This is a genomic window from Chryseobacterium endophyticum (assembly GCF_056333165.1).
In genome coordinates, this window is the sequence record NZ_JBWGXE010000006.1 from 71,379 (window position 1) to 86,189 (window position 14,811).

Below are 14,811 nucleotides of genomic sequence, written 5' to 3' on the forward strand. Positions count from 1 at the left end.
AAACCCGGATCTTGTATTGCTACAATAGTATAAGGCTGAAGCCCAATGCTATTGATACTTGTACGATATGAATGCATAATGATGTAAACGCAAAGATATAATGACTGTGTATAATAGTAAGCAAGCAAAGGCAGATGAATCTGCTTCGCGAAGCAGCCGCAAGCTTCATCAGATCAGCCTGCTGATCCGTCTTTGCCTCCTTATAATTTTATGCATCAGGAAAATCAAACTTTGCGTTAAAATAAGTTTTGGCTAAAGCCGGATCTTACATTGTTATAACGATATCGGGCTGAAGCCCGATGCTATTGATAACGGACAATAGAAAGACCACGGTCTGCCAAATGATTGATGATAAGGTAATGAATTTTCTCATTTCCTGCCGGGAAAAGAACGATTTACCTATATTTGCCCCGCAAAGCAAATTCAAATGTTCAAAAAAGGAATAACTGTACTTCTCCTTAGCTTTTTAACGGCTTTTTGCTGGGCCCAACAGGTCCGGCCTTCCAAATCATCAGAAATTTACCGCGAACTCAAAACCCTGAAGCACCTGCCTAAAGTCTTGTACCTGGCGGCGCATCCGGATGATGAAAATACAGGCCTGCTCTCCTGGCTGGTCAACGATCAGAACCTGGAAACGGGCTATTTGTCTTTAACCAGAGGTGACGGCGGGCAGAATTTACTGGGAACGGAGCAGGGAGCTGCCTTAGGTTTAATCAGAACACATGAACTTCTGGAGGCCAGAAAATTAGATGGTGCCCAACAGTTTTTTACCCGGGCGATTGATTTCGGATTCTCAAAAAATACCACCGATACTTTTAAGCAATGGGATGAAAACAGCATCACTGCGGATGTGGTCTGGGTCATCCGGAACTTCCGTCCTGATGTCATTATCTGCCGTTTTCCTCCTACAGCCGCGGCAGGCCACGGACAGCATGCAGCTTCGGCGGTGGTGGCGGAAAAAGCCTTTAAGCTCGCAGGGGATAAAACCGCTTTCCCGGATCAGCTTAAATATGTCAATGTTTGGCAGCCGAAACGCTTGTTGTGGAATACCTTCCGGTTTGGTTCGGTGAATACGACGGCTGAAAACCAACTGAAAATCACCGTCGGACAATATGATGCGCAACTCGGAATGGGCTATGGCGAACTGGCTGGATTAAGCAGAAGCCTGCACAAAAGCCAGGGCGCAGGAACCCAGTCGGTCGCCGGGATCAAAACCGAATATTTTACGCATGTGGCTGGTGAATCTGCCAAAGCAACCCTTTTGGATGGCGTCGTGAAAACCTGGACCTCCAAAGGAAATGCGGACATCGATCAAGCTTTAGATAAAATTATTGCAGCTTTCAATTTCAACAATCCAGACCGTAGCTTGCCGGCTTTGTTGGCTTTGCGGAAAAAGGTCATGGCGATACAGGATCCGGAACTTAAAAAAGATAAAATCAAATCCCTTGACCAAATTATCTTAAGCTGTGCCGGGTTTATGGGCGAAGCGGTAACCAACCAGCCTGAAGCAGTTGCCGGAGACCCGTATAATTTTAAATTAAATCTGATTGCAAGAGCTGAAAATCCGGTGGTTCTGGAAAATGTAAAATGGCTGAACCAGTCGGAAAACCTCAACAGAAAACTGGCTAAAGATTCTTTAATTACCGTTGAACATAAAATTCAAATTCCGGCAGATGCAGCGCTTACGGAACCTTACTGGCTGGCTAAACCGGCGGTAAATGCTGCCACTTTCTCCGTTCCGAATGATACCTTGATTGGTTTGCCCGAAACAGAATCACCGTTGAATGTTATGCTTGATTTAAAAATCGGTGGAGAAAAGTTTCAGGTGAAGCTTCCTTTATCGTTCAAGAAATTAGACCCGGTGCGAGGTGATGTGGTGGAAGCTTTGCGCATTGTTCCGGCGCTGGAACTGAAGTTTACCCAACCGCTTTATTTGGTTAAAGAAAATGAAGATTTAAAGGTAAGCTTAAATATTAAAATCAATTCCAACAAAGCATTCGGCAACGGTAAGATAAATCTGATGTACAACGGCGAACGTTTGGGCGGCGCGGAGGTCAGTTCGCTCAACGGAAAAGATATTACTGTCGACTGCGTTATTCCGAAAGCCAGACTTGCTTCAATACCATCCAGCCGTTTGCAGCTGGATGCCGATTATGTTACCGATGGAATCACTTACAATAAAAAACAGGTATTGATTCAATATCCGCATCTGCCTTCTCTACAATATTTTGCGCCGGCAACGGTGGCTGTGATGAAAGGCGAGATCCGATCGACGGTTAAAAAAGTAGGCTACATCCAGGGAGCGGGCGATTTTATTCCGGAGTTCCTGCGCATTGCCGGCATTCAGGTGGATGTCCTGAAAGACGAAGATTTTTATGGCAACATCGATGCAGCCGGCGGCAGCCCGAACAAGTTATCGCAATACGATGCCATTGTCCTGGGGATCCGGGCTAACAATACGGAGAAAAAGCTGGGCCGCTGGATGCCTTTTTTATGGGCTTATGTAAAAGCCGGAGGAAATCTGGTGATGCAGTATAATACCAACCAGGATAAAACCGTTGATCAGTTGGGAATGTATAAATTCAATATTGCCAATAAACGGGTGACTGAAGAAAATACGGCTGTCACTTTTTTAAATCCCAATCATAAATTGCTGAACTTCCCGAACAAGATTACCGCTGATGATTTCAAAGGCTGGGTGCAGGAGCGCGGCGCTTACTTTCCGGATCAATGGGATGCAGCTTACGAACCGCTTTTTGAAATGCACGACACCGGCGAAGAGCCGCTGCAGGGATCCACGCTGTATGCAAAATACGGAAAGGGGAATTTTATTTATACGCCTTTGGCTTTTTTCAGGCAGCTGCCTGCAGGCAATGCCGGGGCGGCGCGTTTGCTTATGAACTTTTTATCTGCACAAAAAAACTGATGGGCAAACAACCTGCAAACTGGAACATCTGGTATCTGCTGTTGGCCTTTGCGCTGATCGTACAGATTATATTGTATTACTTATTCACTAAATTCTGGGCATGAGCAGTATCGATTGGGCCGTTCTCATTTTTACCTTAGTGGCCGTGGTGGTTTACGGCGTATGGATCGGCCGCGGCCAGAAAAGCAACGCTTCCTACCTGAAAGCGGACAGCAAAATGCCGTGGTACATTGTTCTTTTGGGGATTATGGCGACGCAGGCCAGTGCCATTACCTTTCTTTCGGCGCCGGGTCAGGCGTATACCGACGGGATGCGCTTCGTCCAGTATTACTTCGGGCTGCCTCTGGCGATGATCGTGATCTGCATCACCTTCATCCCGATTTTCCAGCGGCTGAATGTCTACACCGCCTATGAATACCTGGAAAACCGTTTCGATAAAAAGACAAGGGTGCTCACTTCGCTGCTGTTCCTTTTTTCAAGGGGGTTATCTACGGGAATCAGCATTTATGCGCCGAGCATCATCCTTGCCAGTGTCCTTAACTGGAATATTTATCTCACGAATGTTTTAACGGGCGGAATCCTGCTGATTTATACCTACGTCGGCGGTGCCAAAGCCATTGCCCACACTCAGAAATTACAGTTCCTGATTATCCTGGGAACCATGGCCTTTGCCGGTTATCTGCTGATTCAGGATATGCCGGGCGGTATCGGTTTTAAGGACGCGCTTTATCTGGCCGGGAAATCCGGAAAGCTCAATGTGATCACCACCGAATTCGACTGGAAAGACAAGTACAACCTCTGGAGCGGACTGATCGGCGGGTTTTTCCTGGCCCTTTCTTATTTCGGGACGGATCAGAGTCAGGTCGGGAGGTATATTACCGCCAAAGACAACACCAATGCCAAAATGGGCCTGCTGCTGAACGGGTTGGTAAAGATCCCGATGCAGTTTGCCATTCTCCTGATCGGTGCCTTACTCTTCGCTTTCTTCTCGCTGAAACCGGCACCGGTGTATTTCAATGAACGCTCTTACCAGAACCTGAAGGACACCCAGCCTCAACAGGCGGCGGCGTTTGAAAAGGAACACCGGGATTTGCAGGCAAAGTTCAATGCAGAATCGAAAGAAATTTTAAAGCTGAAAGAAACCAACTCTCCACAGCTTACCCGGGCGGTCCAGGATTTTAAAGACACCCAAACGCAGGTCAAAGCGCTTCACGGAAGGGTAGAGGAGGCCATCAACCAATCCAACTCCAATGCAGAAAAAACCGATACCAATTATATTTTCCTGTATTTCGTAAAGAATACTTTACCCATTGGGATGACCGGTCTTCTGTTTGCCGTTATTTTCCTCGCCAGCTGGGGCTCCATTTCGGCCGCGCTGAATTCCCTGGCGGCTTGTTCGTTAAAAGACGTCCACCTGATCTTCAGCAAAGAAATGCCTGATGACCAGACCGAACTGAAGTACAGCCGGCTGCATACTTTGGCCTGGGGAATTTTCTCTATCGGCATCGCCATGCTTGCCACGCAGATGGGTTCCCTCATCGAAGCGGTGAATGTATTGGGCTCCCTGTTCTACGGCCCGATCCTGGGGATTTTCCTGGTCGCTTTTTACTTTAAAAGGATCAACGGGGCGAATGTATTTGTTTCGGCCATCTTATCGGAAATCACGGTGATTGCCGTCTACCAGTTCGATATCGTTTCCTTCCTATGGCTGAACGTCATCGGGGCCGCAGCGGTGATTCTTTTTTCTGCCATCGGTTTGTTGTTTAACAGGAAGCTTGTTTAAATGAAACTGCAAAAGGCTCAAAAGAAGCTTTGACACATAAGTCACAGAAAAGATTTGAATAGCCTGAAAATATTTTAGAATATATGAGATTAAAAATCAAAGATTTTTAAATTTCTTATTAAGAGCTTAAAATCTCATATTAATTTTCACAGATCATGACGTGGCTTCGGCTCCGCTCAGTCATCGGACAGCCGTTCCTTAATAATGGTAAATCATAATTTCAACACTCCGTTTGTCATTCCGGTAGGAATCTCAACATAGTATTAGAGAATAGAATAGAAAGATTCGTACTCTACTGTGATGAAATCTCCCACAGATTTGCGCAGATTTTCACAGATGACAGCGTTTATGTTAGCACATAAGTCACCGAGAAGATTTGAATAGCCTGAAAATATCTTAAAATACATCAGGTTATTTAACTTTATTAGCAGGCATCAGTGTCTTTTGTGACTTTTACAGTTCCATAAAAAAGTTAAAGCAGATCTAAGAAGAAAGCAGTACATTCGTAAACGATTAACAAAATAACAAACAAGTAAATAAAAATAGTATGAAATCCATCCTAAAATCGGCGACCGTCCTCGTTGCGGCCATGACGATCTCTGTAAATGCCTTCGCGCAGGAAACCAAAAAACCGGCCAGCCCGCCGATGACGGCCACCGGAAAAATCAAAGATGCCAACATCACCATCGCTTACAGCAGCCCATCCGTAAAAGGGCGTACCATCTGGGGCGGCCTGGAAGCGTATGACAAAGTATGGAGAGCAGGCGCTAACGAAGCCACCACGTTTGAAACGGATAAAGATATTACCGTTCAGGGCAAAAAACTGCCGGCCGGGAAATACAGCTTCTTCCTGATCCCGAAAGCCAGCGGAACCTGGACCGCCATCTTCAACAAAGAAGCCAAGCAATGGGGCGCCTACAAATACGAACAGTCCAAAGACGCATTACGCGTAGATGTAAAAACAAAAGTGCTTCCAACCACTCAGGAAGCCTTAGTCTACAAAATCAACAAAAACGGTTTCACCATGGACTGGGATAAAATCTCCGTTCCTGTGGAAATGAAGTAATTGTAGATCTGAAATATTAAATAGGCTGTCCCAAAAAGACAGCCTAATTTTTTTTATAATAGATCTAAGTCTTAAAAATAGTCTAAATATAATTTCAAATAGGTCATGAAAAATTTTAGATTACTAGGATAAATCAATAACTTGATTACCGCTAAACTCATATAGTTCAAACCCAAATGCTTCGATGTCAGAATTTGTAAGTTTAAGACCGTTGGTTGAAAGAGTATTAATTCTATTAAAAGCTGAAGTAGCATTAACATTCTGTGATGGAGGTATTGCCTGTTTGTTACTATAGCAACATTTCTTATCTTGAAAATTACTAATAAATGCTACTATTGACGGGATTCTCATTATTTCAGTTAAAGTAGCTAGCATTTGTTCAGTCGCTTTTGTTAACACTCCTTCAGAAGGATTCCTATTTTTTAATTCATTTAATAAAAAATGTGAATAATTTGTAGTATAAACAATCACGTCGCATCTTTTTTTACCCTGCTGAAAACTATGGGGCAGACTTGTTAAAAATCCATCATAATCTATGATAACAACATCGTTTCCCATTGCATTTTTATATTTGCCTGTACCAGTACCAGTTGCTACAATTGTAATAACTCTTGAAACGTCTTCAATTTCAAAATAATCTAATGAAGTATCTAATCGAATACTAGTCGAAATTGTAGCTATATTGTTAAATGATGTAAAATCATTTTTAAGTAACATATCCATTATCTTAAATCATTGTATTTATTATAGATATCATTAATAGTATCAGATAATGGATTGGTATTTACAAGTCTTTCATTCTGTGCCATTAGATTATATAGTTTTCCATTAGCAACTTGATAGACTGATAATTTGTCATAATTATATTTAGCTCCTTGTGCATTTACGTCAAAAGATTTTATAAGTAAGTTTAATGAATTGATTATGTAGGGGCTATGAGTAGACATAAATAATTCAATCGAGTTGATGTTATTTATAAAACAGTCTATAACAAGATCATTTAACAATTTCCACTGTGCATCTGGAAATAAACTCAATTCAGGTTCTTCAATATGGACATAAATTTTTTTATTAATATCACTTAAATTTTTAACTGCTTTAAATTGTGTAAGACTATCCGCAGATGATAGATAATTTAGAACCGAACGATTAAATGCATCTTCAAAATTGAAATTTTGAGCAAAATATTTTGAAATTAAAAGTATTGGAGTAGAAGTTTGTGTACCGGATGAACTATTTTTAAATTCAATATCAAATTTTTCGTTTTCTTTTGATTCTATTCTGAAATTTTTACCTGAATTACTTTTTTTAACAGCAAATTTTAAGCCCAAATGTTTTAAATCAATTTCTTTTATAAGGTCAGAAGCTAAATCAAAATCTCTAAAGACTTCATGGAAATAAAATCCTAAATATCCCCCATTTAGTGATGCTCCTTTATTACTCCATAAAGGAATAATGTTTCTTGTCTCCGAAATAAAACTAATTTTATTAAAATGTAAATCAGCAGAATTTATTGTGACCGGATTATGTAATTTTTTATTTGAAAATCTAATCTCATATGAAATGCCATTTTCAAAAGTAGTTTTATAAATTATCTCAGTATTAGCTTTAATAAATTCATCAATGCCACAATTTTTTAAGTATGTCTCCATTCTAAATCTAAAGGGTGATTTTACATTACTTTTTTTTAAATAGGACCTAATATTCTGCATTTTGTAAAGCCATCTAAAAAGAGCTATTACCTTCATTAATGTACTTTTCCCACTCCCTGATTCTCCAATTAGAATAGTAAATGGTTTAATTTCTTCTATATTAATATCTCTTAGAGGACCGAGGTTTTTAATTTTAATAGATTCTTTCATATTTATTATTATTCAACAAATTTAATTTAAATTATAATAACAACATATTATCTAGAAGTACTAGGGTAATAATACTTAAATTAATTAATAATCTATTAAATTCATTATTTAGTAGATTGTTATTTAATATTTATAATTTATTTTTGATTAATATGAAATTTATCTCAAGATCAAAATTTTATTTTCATTGTTCAATAGAATTTTCTCAATAATTTTGGTTTTTATTAGAATTTCATCAGTGAACGTATTGATCTCAGTTGAATATCTATAATTTTTGAATAATGCACTTTACAAACTCTAATTAAAACCCATTTTTAAAAGAGTAATTAGTTCTCTATCAATCATTAAATTATCTATAAGTATTTTTTCAGACCAATAACAAGTAAGTGGAAAATAAATAAATCCTGACTCGCGTTAGGATTCAATATTCATTTCTTTTTATAGTCCAGCCATTCAAAGAATTTGAATAGTTTAATTTGGACTTCACATATTCTCATGATCGTAATTAAACTGATCTAATAGGTATCGTCTTCGCTGATTCTCCTTAAGATTTTTTCATCAATGTTATTTTTAGTAGCAAAACGACTGTTATTATTCATCAGAATAACCCATGCATCTCTTATATACTCAACAATCTTTCTATTTGCAATTTCCATAGAAACAAGCGTAATTATATAAAATAATCCGGACTAAATCCGGAATATAACTATTTTATTCGATTGTAAAACAAATTATATAAAAGTAGTCAAAAAAGAAAAATTTTTATCATAAATTTTCTTTCTTAAGAATATCAATCATTTACATCTAACCTTTGTGAGTTTTAAGTAAAGTATTGATAATCTTACGAATTTTAGAATCTTTTGTTCTCTTTAGTGCTAATCTATAATAATCATTTCCTTTTTTTAATTCTCCTTTTAGTTTTAAAATATTACCTAAATTTATATAAGGGTCAATATAATCTGGAGCTAATTCTATAGCTTTGGTAAAATGAAAATTCGCTTTTTCAAAATCCTTAAATTTGTATATGTTTCCTAAATTATTGTGAGCTTTTGGTTCATTAAAATCATATTTTAATATAGCCTTATAATGCTCTTCTGCTTTTTCAAAATCTTTATAATGCTGTGATAATAACACTCCTAAATTTAATCTTGCTATTGTAAATTCTGGATAAATTTTTATTGCCTTTTCAAAATATTTTTTTGCCGAATCATAATCTCTTAATCCTAGATGACATAAAAGGCCTAGATTATTTAGAGATGATGTATTATTTTCGTCCATTTTTAGTGATTGTTCGTAAGCAAACTTAGCTTGCTGAAGCTTCCCGATTTTAGAATATGTTTCTCCTTTAATGCTATAGTAAAAAGTATTAGAAGGGTATTCTAATAAATATTTATCTAGCTCAATCTCTTTTTCTTCAACATTTTTAATTAGCGAAATATCAATAAGTTTAATGAGATAGCTTACATCTACATATCCAATTTTTTCAAAAATTTGTTTATAGCCTGCCTTTTCTAAGTCGTTTAATGTAATATTCATATTATTACTTAAATTCTTTAAAAAACTGTCTATTGATTGTACAATATTAGAAATTATTTTTAAATCATTATATAAATCAATTGCATCTACAGGATTAACCGACTTTAATAACTTGTCTAAATCATCCCTTTGTTCTAACCAATATTGCAGATATTTAACTCTTTCCGAGGGATTATAAATTTTTGCTGAAGGAAGTATGATTGGAAGTATCTTGCTATCATAAGATTTTTCTTTTAATAAATTCAATACTTCAAAGAGACAATTTTTGGATTTTAGATAATCATCACTAATCAATAATATAGCAAAATCACTATCTCTAATTGATTCCATAAAAGAAACAATACTATCTTTATAATTTAATATATGATTATCCATTTTAACTTTTACACCAACTTGACTTAGATTGCTGTATATTTTTTCGGCATCTTCCTTATTTGACCAACAATGTGATAAAAATATTTCAGTAGTTTTCATATTATTCATGTCTAATTTATATTACTTATAAGATAGAAAGATATGTATTAATCCTCCATATTATTATCGGGTGCTACATATATTTTTTGATACTTGATAAAATGAATAGAATATTTCCGTGGACGTATTTCGTCAGGATTTTTCAATTGTAAAATTCATTAAATCTTTAGGAGGAATATTCAGTCCTTTGGCCAGATCAATGAGTGTAGTAAATGCAAAGTTTCTTTTTCCATTTTCTATATCGCTTACCGTGCCTTTGGTCAATTTAGAACTGTTAAGGACAACATCGTCCTGTGTAAGCCCTGATTCAAGTCTTATTTTCTTAACGTGTTCTCCAAATTTTTTTAATATTTCTTCCTGTAAAGCATCCATGTATTACCACTTTATACAAAGGGCGTAATTTTTTAAGTAAATTTTGTTACAAGAACTTGTAACAAAAGAGAATTTTTATATATTTGTGATACAATAGTAGAGAACCATTTATAGATTGCATTATATCTATAGGATAACAATTCTTTATATAGTTGAGAAGGCCGTTAAAACACACACTTATGAAAAAGAACAGCATAAACTTTGAATCCCGGTTTTGGTCCGGCCGGAGCAAGCTTTCACCCGTCGCTTTAGGGGACGTATTTTTCCAGTTTCATGACCTGGCCACGGCGAAGGCGCGGCTCAACCTGATGATGCAGTACGCGGTACAGGGGAAAACGCGGATCCCGGAAGATCCTTCCGTGGTCTTTCACTTCCACCAGTCGCTGCGGTCGCTGATCCGGGCCGGGTGGTGCCTCCGGAAGAAATCCTGGAAATGCATAGGGAAGGCCGTTCCGGAGACCGGCAATCCGTTGCTGTACGGTTCACTTTCGGAGAAAGAATACCGCGAGCCGGTCCGGGTGTTCCGCAAAACTTTTAAGGAATACCGCCCAGAGGAGCTGGAGGACTTCCTTTCGGATATCGTGTATTTCTCTCTCGGGACGTTCAACCATTTGCCGGAACGTAATATCGTCGGCCCATACCTTCACCTGATCAAAATGCTGGACGCGGCGTGGCTGATTGTGGAACGGAAGAACAGGAAAAAAGGCTTTTTGCAATCTCAGCCACAGGAAGCTGAGGTTCAGGTACTGTAAATGGTATTAGAAAGTTGTAATAAGTATAAAACTGCCAATAATTAGAAATAAAGCTCGATTATACTTAATTTTAGATTGCAAAGTAATTTCAGAAGTAAAGAGAAATAATTATAAACAAATAGTATGGAAAACAACAATTCTGACAATAATCAATCTAAAAATGCTAGGATTAAAAATAGAAAATCCGTAGTAAAGATATGGTTTGTAAGCGGACTGGTTTTAATCCTTGCTTCAGTTTTAATGCTGATCTTTGGAGCAGGGATGTTTGCTTCACGCGGGTATTACAGTCAGACTGAGATCAGATTATCGGAATTTTGCTTTATATTTTGGCTTCCCTTTTTAATTACCGGAGCTTTAATTACACTGGCAGCATTGGTTATAAAACTGATCAGGTCGCCGAAGTAAGGAGCAAAGATGTGTTTAATATGAAATGTCAGAATCCCGGTATTGCGGGATTTTTTTGGATATCAACTCTTCAAGGAAATTTATTGAATTATTTAAAGGAATGTTGAAATTGTAAATATTAAAATTTCAGCTTAATTGATCGCGCTAAGATGAAAAGCATCTTTGCAGGAAAAAAACAGGTAGCGGATGGCTCCGGTGGAGGACTTTGTGACAACTGGAGTAATGGAGGATACGATATCTGCTTTAATTGTTGCATAACCTACAGCTCTACACAACCGAATCCACCAAGTGATCCAGACGGAATATCGGACTGTGACAATATTTGCAGCAGAAACGGATAACATAAATGAGACCTGAGGGTCTCATTTATTTTTATCTGTGAAACTCCGTGCGATCTGCAGGGCATTCTTACCACAAAAGTTACGAAAGACACTGATACTGCTAAAAAGGTGAACACAATGCTGATTAAGCGCGCAAAAGTTTTGAAATCTTTGATTTTTAATCTGATGTGTTCTGAAATATTTTCAAGCTATTCAAATCTTCTCTCTGTGGCTTATGTGTTAAAAATAAACACCATCATCTGTGAAAATTTGTGCAAATCTGTGGGAGATTTTTCTGAATTCTGTTCGGATCTTCCCATGCGATTCTCTAATACTATATTTAGATTCCTGCGGAATGACAAACGGTATGTTGAAAATTATTATTAATCATAATTGTAAGGAACGGCTTTTCGGAAAATTTGATATAGAAGACGGTCAGCGATGATTTTAACCGGAAAAACTTCCGGCATCCAGCCTCCCTCTTCCAGCCTTTTAACCCGGTTTCTGTTAATTACTTATCAATCAAAATAAAAGATTCAGTACCTTGGAACTTTTTGTACGATAATTGTATTTATCATCATATCACCAATCTAAAATAATAAGACAATGAAAAATTTAATTGTAACAGCAGCATTTATCGCAGGCGGTTTCATCACGGTTTCTGCGCAGATGACAACCACAACCCGAACCAATACCGGAACCACGAACAGCGGTACCGGAATTATGAATAACGGTACCAACAATACGTTGAACGGAAACGGTCTGCTGAACAACGGAACCACCGGAACGATCAGAACAAACGGTTCCCTGAACACCGGCGCCGGAACCCTGAATACCGGCACCAACGGTACTTTAAACACCAACAGTACACTCAATAACGGCACCTTGAACACCGGCACCAACGGTACCCTGAATACCAACGGTACGCTGAATACCGGTGTCGGACCCTTAAAAACCGGAACCGGAACCAATAACACGGTGAAATACGGAACCACCGGTACGTTAAATACCAGCGGAACAATGAATACCGGTACTCCCAAATAAAAAATACCGGAAAATAAAAGAGAAGTAACCGGTAAAAATAAGAGAGGCTGCCTGATTTTAGACAGCCTTATTTTTTTTGTATTTTATGATATGCAGTTTTAGAATACATCTTTGCGTTAAAAAGCCTCATGCAGATTTTGCAGATGGCGCAGATTTTTCTTTGTGGAAAGTTTTTCAACGCAAAGATGAATTTTTCATACGCTGATCTTAAGGAAGCAAAGGCAAATAAATTTGCTGCGCGAAGCTTGGACGTACTCTTTATCAAATCAGCTTGCTAATTCTTTCTTTGCTCACTTGAATATGCAAATTCAGAATAAAACCTTTGCGTCAAAAAAGCCTCACGCAGATTTTGCAGATGACGCAGATCTTTTTGTGGAAAATACAATTATCTTACGTAAGTGTTTGTATATTTGCAGCATTTAATTCGAAAAATCTTTTTCAAATAAAACATAATTGCTGTTATGAAATTAAAAATATTATTTTATTTTTCATTGATTTCCAATATCATTATCGCTCAAACCCCGGAATATCCATCTATAAAGAAAGGAGATTTTCCTGAAGGCATATATATGACATTGGAAGATGTTTTGAATAAAAACCCTTCTTCAACAGATGAGGTGTACATTAAAACAAACGAAGAATATAACGAGGCTGACTTGCCTGAAAAAGCATTTTTCTATTTTAAAAAGAATGATAAAAAAGTTAAATTTCCACTGGCAGTTTCCTATAAAGGAGATATGTACTTTCAAACATACAGGAAATATACTAACAAAAAAGACAAAGGGTACGATCCTGATGCTTATTCACGCTTTTGCAAGGTCACGAATTATGGCCGGTTTATTTATTTCGAAGAGAGCATGAGAGGGCAGTTTTCAAAATTTGCCTTAGGAGCAATAAGTACGCTGACGTATTTAATAAACGGAAAGATAAAAGGAATTGTTCTTGATTTGGAAAATAAGGAGTTCAATATGCTGCGTGATTGCGAAGACCTTAATAATTTCTTAAAAGAAAAAAATATTCCTGAAATTGAATGTACCTCCGATAAGTTTACGATTCAGGAATTGCGGGCAAAAATTGATGAAATCAATAGCCCATACCGTTAGAATCCGGGAGTTTTTCGACTAATGAATTTCATTGCCGGCTGCTGAACCAAAAGGAAATCTTTGATACTTCAATATATTCAGATTAAATAATATCAGCTTTTTTAGTATGATTTTTCTTTTGTCATAAAGAAATATTAAGAAAATTGTAAAAGCATTGATCTGAAAAAGCTTTCAGATCTGCCGCTGTTCTGTTCCGGAAGCTGAACAAAGTGTTAGAAATATGAAAAATTAATAAAAACAGTCTCACTTACAAAGCAAGACTGTTTTTTGTTTTTAAAAGAAATATTGATTCAGTTCTTCAATAAAGCTCTTTTCAGAAGGTTTCCATCCTAATTTTTCCTGAGTCTTCAGACTTGTTGCGGGACAATCTGCTCCAACAAAAGATGTCATCCAGGTGAAATATTCCGGTGCTTCTTCGGGAGACAGCGACTTTACAGGAATATGGAGCTTTTCGCCTACTAACTCTGCAAATTCTTTCATGGAAAGATTTTTATCATTATTTACGGCATTATATCTTGCTCCTTTTTCTCCTTTCTCAAGTGCCAGACGAAATAGTTTTGCAGCATCTGCACGATGGACAGAAGGCCAGACATTATTTCCTTCTCCAATATAGGCCGCAAATCCTTTAACCTTGGCCAATTCAGCAAGCATTACTCCAAACCCTCCTTTGAATCCCGATCCGGAATTTCCGTAAACACTTGGGGAAAGGCGAACGATAGAGGCTTTGACACCAGATTCTGATAAATCTACAAATGCTTTTTCAGAGAATCTCATCGATTGTATCGGTGATTTACTTTCCTCTGTGATTTTTCCGTCGACAAGGGGAAGTCCTAAGGTTCCGCCTGTCACCACGATCGGTTTATCGGTTCCTTTCAAGACCTCGCCCATTGCTTGTATGGCTTTCTGGTCTATCAGCGCATTAGTCTCATAGTCTGAAAAATCATGGATAAAAGCGGTATGGATAACGCCATCTGCTTCTTTTGCTCCTTTCTGCAAAATCTCAAGACTTTCCAGATCTCCCATTAAAACTTCTGATCCGGCTTCTCTGACGGATTTTGCAGATTCTTGCGAACGGGCCAATCCAACTACCTGATGTCCGTTTGATAATAATTCTTTTACCACTGCCGAGCCCACAAATCCTGAAGCTCCTGTTACAAATACTTTCATA

Annotated in this window: 13 protein-coding genes; 8 read left to right on the top strand and 5 right to left on the bottom strand. The window is 37.9% G+C overall.

All coding sequences use genetic code 11. The annotated features are described in order from the left end of the window. The first annotated feature begins 427 nt into the window (after positions 1 to 427). From AC0N32_RS14340 to AC0N32_RS14350, 3 genes are all read left to right on the top strand, one after another. A complete protein-coding gene (locus AC0N32_RS14340; RefSeq protein WP_476394541.1) occupies positions 428 to 2,926 on the top strand; it encodes a PIG-L family deacetylase in 2,499 nt (832 codons plus the stop codon). 100 nt (positions 2,927 to 3,026) lie between these two features. Then, positions 3,027 to 4,709 (top strand): sodium:solute symporter family protein, encoded by a 1,683-nt coding sequence (locus AC0N32_RS14345; RefSeq protein WP_476394542.1) that lies wholly within the window; start codon positions 3,027 to 3,029, stop codon positions 4,707 to 4,709. A 547-nt stretch (positions 4,710 to 5,256) separates the two neighbouring features. Then, positions 5,257 to 5,775, top strand: a complete 519-nt coding sequence (locus tag AC0N32_RS14350) for a DUF2911 domain-containing protein (protein WP_476394543.1) — start codon at positions 5,257 to 5,259, stop codon at positions 5,773 to 5,775. A 123-nt stretch (positions 5,776 to 5,898) separates the two neighbouring features. Here the strand turns inward: AC0N32_RS14350 and AC0N32_RS14355 are convergent, their stop codons facing one another. The 4 genes from AC0N32_RS14355 to AC0N32_RS14370 all read right to left on the bottom strand — a co-directional run bounded on the left by AC0N32_RS14355 (position 5,899) and on the right by AC0N32_RS14370 (position 10,019). Further along, entirely contained in the window at positions 5,899 to 6,492 is a 594-nt protein-coding gene (locus tag AC0N32_RS14355; RefSeq protein ID WP_476394544.1) for a hypothetical protein, read from the bottom strand. Positions 6,493 to 6,497: 5 nt separating this feature from the next. Continuing rightward, the gene (locus AC0N32_RS14360) at positions 6,498 to 7,637 is read right to left on the bottom strand and encodes a hypothetical protein (RefSeq protein WP_476394545.1); all 1,140 of its coding nucleotides are present in this window, start codon (positions 7,635 to 7,637) and stop codon (positions 6,498 to 6,500) included. Positions 7,638 to 8,441: 804 nt separating this feature from the next. After that, complete coding sequence (locus AC0N32_RS14365) at positions 8,442 to 9,647, bottom strand: toll/interleukin-1 receptor domain-containing protein (RefSeq protein WP_476394546.1); 1,206 nt, start codon at positions 9,645 to 9,647, stop codon at positions 8,442 to 8,444. 132 nt (positions 9,648 to 9,779) lie between these two features. Next, positions 9,780 to 10,019 carry a helix-turn-helix domain-containing protein gene (locus AC0N32_RS14370; RefSeq protein WP_476394547.1) on the bottom strand — a complete coding sequence of 80 codons (240 nt, stop codon included), beginning with the start codon at positions 10,017 to 10,019 and terminating at the stop codon, positions 9,780 to 9,782. Positions 10,020 to 10,198: 179 nt separating this feature from the next. Here AC0N32_RS14370 and AC0N32_RS14375 point away from each other — a divergent pair, with 179 nt between their 5' ends. From AC0N32_RS14375 to AC0N32_RS14395, 5 genes are all read left to right on the top strand, one after another. After that, positions 10,199 to 10,771: a hypothetical protein gene (locus AC0N32_RS14375; protein ID WP_476394548.1), complete on the top strand. Its 573-nt coding sequence runs from the start codon at positions 10,199 to 10,201 to the stop codon at positions 10,769 to 10,771. A gap of 123 nt (positions 10,772 to 10,894) precedes the next feature. Then, entirely contained in the window at positions 10,895 to 11,176 is a 282-nt protein-coding gene (locus tag AC0N32_RS14380; RefSeq protein ID WP_476394549.1) for a hypothetical protein, read from the top strand. Positions 11,177 to 11,325: 149 nt separating this feature from the next. Next, entirely contained in the window at positions 11,326 to 11,517 is a 192-nt protein-coding gene (locus AC0N32_RS14385) for a hypothetical protein (RefSeq protein ID WP_476394550.1), read from the top strand. 585 nt (positions 11,518 to 12,102) lie between these two features. Continuing rightward, positions 12,103 to 12,540 (top strand): hypothetical protein, encoded by a 438-nt coding sequence (locus AC0N32_RS14390; RefSeq protein ID WP_476394551.1) that lies wholly within the window; start codon positions 12,103 to 12,105, stop codon positions 12,538 to 12,540. Between the two features lie 461 nt (positions 12,541 to 13,001). Further along, a complete protein-coding gene (locus tag AC0N32_RS14395; RefSeq protein ID WP_476394552.1) occupies positions 13,002 to 13,643 on the top strand; it encodes a hypothetical protein in 642 nt (213 codons plus the stop codon). Positions 13,644 to 13,916: 273 nt separating this feature from the next. Here AC0N32_RS14395 and AC0N32_RS14400 read toward each other — a convergent pair whose 3' ends face one another. After that, positions 13,917 to 14,810 (bottom strand): SDR family oxidoreductase, encoded by an 894-nt coding sequence (locus tag AC0N32_RS14400; RefSeq protein WP_476394553.1) that lies wholly within the window; start codon positions 14,808 to 14,810, stop codon positions 13,917 to 13,919. Position 14,811: the final 1 nt, after the last annotated feature.

Bases quoted from the DNA above. Each gene is read 5' to 3' on its own strand.
- AC0N32_RS14355 (WP_476394544.1), bottom strand. From the start codon at position 6,492: ATGTTACTTAAAAATGATTTTACATCATTTAACAATATAGCTACAATT.
- AC0N32_RS14375 (WP_476394548.1), top strand. From the start codon at position 10,199: ATGAAAAAGAACAGCATAAACTTTGAATCCCGGTTTTGGTCCGGCCGG.
- AC0N32_RS14365 (WP_476394546.1), bottom strand. From the start codon at position 9,647: ATGAAAACTACTGAAATATTTTTATCACATTGTTGGTCAAATAAGGAA.
- AC0N32_RS14340 (WP_476394541.1), top strand. From the start codon at position 428: ATGTTCAAAAAAGGAATAACTGTACTTCTCCTTAGCTTTTTAACGGCT.
- AC0N32_RS14350 (WP_476394543.1), top strand. From the start codon at position 5,257: ATGAAATCCATCCTAAAATCGGCGACCGTCCTCGTTGCGGCCATGACG.
- AC0N32_RS14380 (WP_476394549.1), top strand. From the start codon at position 10,895: ATGGAAAACAACAATTCTGACAATAATCAATCTAAAAATGCTAGGATT.
- AC0N32_RS14370 (WP_476394547.1), bottom strand. From the start codon at position 10,019: ATGGATGCTTTACAGGAAGAAATATTAAAAAAATTTGGAGAACACGTT.
- AC0N32_RS14360 (WP_476394545.1), bottom strand. From the start codon at position 7,637: ATGAAAGAATCTATTAAAATTAAAAACCTCGGTCCTCTAAGAGATATT.
- AC0N32_RS14345 (WP_476394542.1), top strand. From the start codon at position 3,027: ATGAGCAGTATCGATTGGGCCGTTCTCATTTTTACCTTAGTGGCCGTG.
- AC0N32_RS14385 (WP_476394550.1), top strand. From the start codon at position 11,326: ATGAAAAGCATCTTTGCAGGAAAAAAACAGGTAGCGGATGGCTCCGGT.
- AC0N32_RS14390 (WP_476394551.1), top strand. From the start codon at position 12,103: ATGAAAAATTTAATTGTAACAGCAGCATTTATCGCAGGCGGTTTCATC.
- AC0N32_RS14400 (WP_476394553.1), bottom strand. From the start codon at position 14,810: ATGAAAGTATTTGTAACAGGAGCTTCAGGATTTGTGGGCTCGGCAGTG.
- AC0N32_RS14395 (WP_476394552.1), top strand. From the start codon at position 13,002: ATGAAATTAAAAATATTATTTTATTTTTCATTGATTTCCAATATCATT.